The organism is Streptomyces laculatispora (genome assembly GCF_017353455.1).
Lineage (GTDB): Bacteria > Actinomycetota > Actinomycetes > Streptomycetales > Streptomycetaceae > Streptomyces > Streptomyces laculatispora.
The window spans coordinates 1-3,511 of record NZ_JAFMPZ010000265.1 but is presented as its reverse complement, the minus strand read 5'-3'; the positions used below and the strand labels follow the sequence as shown (position 1 = coordinate 3,511).

The following is a 3,511-nucleotide window of genomic DNA, read 5'->3' as shown; positions in this document are numbered from 1 at the left end:
CCCGGGCGGCCTGCGGGGGCTGCATCTGCTTCGAGGACGAAGCAGGCTTCACCCGCCGACCGCCCCGAGGCCGGACCTGGGGACGACGCGGACACACCCCGGTCGTGACGGTGAGCGGACGCCGCTCGGGGCGGCTGTCGGTGGCCGGGCTGATTGCGATGCGGCCCGGCTCACGGACCCGGCTGTGCCACCGCCTGCGCACCCACCCCTCGGGCAAGGGCAAGCGCCGCAGCATGAGCGAGCGCGACTTCATCGCTCTGGTCGACGGCGTGCACCAGCTCGTCAAGGCGCCGATCGTGCTGGTCTGGGACCGCCTGAACACCCACGTCTCCCACGCCATGCGCGAGTTGATCGCCGAGCGAGCCTGGCTGACGGTGTTCCTGCTGCCCGCCTACTCGCCCGACCTCAACCCCGTCGAGTGGGTATGGGCGCACGTCAAACGCAGCCTGGCCAACCTCGCCGTCATGGCCCTCGACCGACTCGAGGCCCTCGTCCGCAACCGGCTCAAGCGCCTGCAGTACCGCCCCGACACCCTCGACGGCTTCATAGCCGGCACCGGCCTGACCCTCGACACCCTGACCTCACCCTGACGAGCCGAAGTCAGTAGAGAAGTCCTCGGGCTGGCCGAGGCGTCCGAGCGAGGTTATTCCGATGGCCATCGCCAGCTTCTCGGGATCGTTGGCCGCGTGGACGGCGTGTCATAGGTCCCGCCACCCCACAGGCACACTCTCGACGGCAGGATCGGTGGTTCCGCGATCCCCAACACCTCGTCCGGAACAATCCAACACACCGCAACCCCCACCCCATGGCCAACCCAACGCGGGATCACCACACAGGGCCCAGCTGTAATCAGTCTTTTCGTAGTTCTCAATCGATACGATCAGTCCAGCAGCGGGCGAAGTCTGAACAGACTGGCTGTGGCTGAGCCGATCCCCCACGGGACGCGAGCGCCCTCGCCCGCTCTCGTTCAGCCCACCGCCACAGCAGTCCTGGAATGGGTGCTGTCGGCGCCGAGAAAGGATCCCCCGTGAGCGGGACCGCACAACCCAGCCCCAAACTCCGCGAGCTGCGCGATCGAGTGACCGCTCCGTCGTCGATCGCGCTGCCCACGGCCGGTGACGGGCTCACCTGGAGATCTGCCACCGCCGCCGACATCGACCTGATCCTCGACCTGGCGCGTGCCGCCGGAAAGATTGACCATCCGCGCTCGCTGGTGACGAGGGATGAGCTGGAAGAGGAGTTCAGGAGCGAGGTCTTCGACCCCGAGCGCGACGCGGTGATCGCCGTCGACAACCGTCGGGCGGGCCGTCGCCTACGGCTCGGCCACGGCCCCGGCGAGCCAGGAGACGATCGTCTGGGTAGAGCTTCATGGAACGGTGGTTCCGGACCGCCGCCGCGAAGGCATCGGCACAGCGCTGCTGGCATGGCAGGAGGCCCGCGGACTTCAGCATCTCGCGGCGAGCGACGCCGCCCTGCCCGGGTGGCTCGCCTCAAGCGCGCAGGACCACGCCACCCCTGCGAACCGGCTCCTGGAAGCACACGGCTACGAGCGCGCCCGATGGTGGCTGGAACTGGAACGCGACCTCGCCTCGCCGGTCGCCGCGCAGCCGCCCGTCCCAGGAATACGGCTTGTGGCCTACAGCGCGGAGTGGGACGAGCGTGCCAGGACCGCGATGAACGACGCCTTCCGCGACCATTGGGGCAGCCAGCCGGTGACCGCCGCCGAATGGGCCTCCGGTGACCGCCTGGAAGCATTCCGCCCGGACCTGTCCGTACTCGCCGTCACCCCCGACACACACGGTGGAGAACGCGTCGTCGGGTTCGTCTTCGTCGACGTGGCGCCGGACGAGTGGCCGCTGCGCGGCGGCCCGTTCGGCTACGTCACAACCGTCGGCGTACGGCGGGAGGCACGGGGGCAGGGGCTGGCTCGCACACTGCTGGCCCACGTACTGCGGGCGCTGCGGGCCGAGGGGTTCGACCACGCCGTACTCGACGTCGACGCCGAGAGCCCCACCGGCGCCCTCGGTCTGTACAAGAGCCTTGGCTTCACCGTCACCGACCGCGCGGTCAGTCTCGTCAAACGCTTCTGACCTCCCCCGACCACGACAAGTAGAAAGCACCCACCATGTTCCCTTCCGCCATCACCGACTTCTGGCTGACCCCCTCCCCGACGAGTCGGCTCCTCCACGAGGACGACGTCTTCAGTGTCACTGTCGACGCCGCACTCGGCGAGGACGAACGACTCACCATTCTCACGACGACCGATGGGAAGACGCGCGTTCTGCTCACCCCGACGGTCGCCGAGGCAGTGGGCCTGGAAAGCGGGCAGCCGGTCGACGAAGCAGGCTTCCGGCAGCAGCTGGAAAAGTCCGGCATCCCGCTCCACGGGGCCGACAACCTGAAGCGGTCGGTGATGCGGACGTTCTCCAGGTTGTGGGCCGTGCGAGGGGGACAGAGAGTCCCCTCGCACGAAGGGTCGGGCTGGGCCGCAGGGGCCGGGCTGGGGCTGCCGTTGATTCGAAGGGGGCACCGTCCGCTACGCAGCCCCCCTGCGGCCGGTCCCCGTCCGGCGGGTTTCGTCCGAGGGGTGTGTCGGGGGTGAGGAGCGGGGTGGTTGCTGTGACTGGTCAGGGAGTGATGGCGTACTCGGTGAAGTGGCCGCAGGCGGTGAACCCGAGGCGGCGGTAGACGGGTTCGCCGTCGGCGGATGCCTGCAGCACCGCGGTCTCGTGGTCCGCGTCGCGGGCGGTGTGCAGGGTGGCCAGGGTGATCGCGCCGCCATAGCCGCGGCGGCGGTCGGTGGCGAGGGTGGCGATGTTGTAGATCCCGGCGACGCCCGCATGCAGGAATACCTCGGCCGAACAGACGGGACGGCCGTCGGCGTAGCCGACCAGGTAGCGGGCGGGGCAGTCGGCGGTGAGCGCTAGGTCGGCGGCGTCGGCGAAGAACCGGCGTACCGTAGCGGCGGGCGGGTTCCAGTTCGCAGCGAGGACCGTGGCGTAGTCGGCGAGTTGCTCCGGAGTGGTCACCCGGCGAATGTCCAGGCCGTCGGCGTGCGCCTCGGGGAGAGGGCCGCGCAGGTCCTTCCACATGCCCGTCTCGGTCTCCGACGCCTCCAGGCCGGTGTCCTGGAGGCACTCGGCAAGATTGCCCGGTGTGGAGGCAGGGCCCACCCACCAGGAGAAGGGGCGGCCCGTGGCGGCCAAGGTCCGGGCCACCTCCGCGGCGCGGGTCGGGGAGGTGGCCGGGGTGAAGCGGGCCGCCGCGACGATGTTGAAGGTGTCGTCGGCGAGACCGCTGTCGGCGATCAGCAGGTCTACGGTCTCGGTGACGGACGCGCTTTCCAGGTTCCGGTGCAGGTGGCAGGCGTGCTCGGCGAGGTTCCGCTCCATCGCGAGCAGAAGACCGGGTTCATTGATCGACGGGAGATTTATCGGATTCATAGTGATTTATGGCAGCATGCCAGCTGGGGCACTTGCAAGTACTTTTTCATGTTCACCACGACGGTCCG

The 3,511-nt window shown here is 69.1% G+C and carries 2 protein-coding genes and 1 pseudogene; 2 read left to right on the top strand and 1 reads right to left on the bottom strand.

The window, feature by feature from the left end; translation table 11 throughout:
* Both J1C73_RS14795 and J1C73_RS35745 read left to right on the top strand, forming a co-directional pair.
* Positions 1-590 (top strand): annotated as a pseudogene (locus J1C73_RS14795) (transposase); the annotation flags it as partial.
* Positions 591-1,376: 786 nt separating this feature from the next.
* Positions 1,377-2,090, top strand: a complete 714-nt coding sequence (locus J1C73_RS35745) for a GNAT family N-acetyltransferase (protein ID WP_207316783.1) — start codon at positions 1,377-1,379, stop codon at positions 2,088-2,090.
* 537 nt (positions 2,091-2,627) lie between these two features.
* Here J1C73_RS35745 and J1C73_RS14785 read toward each other — a convergent pair.
* A complete protein-coding gene (locus tag J1C73_RS14785; protein WP_207316784.1) occupies positions 2,628-3,392 on the bottom strand; it encodes a GNAT family N-acetyltransferase in 765 nt (254 codons plus the stop codon).
* Between the last annotated feature and the right edge of the window lie 119 nt (positions 3,393-3,511).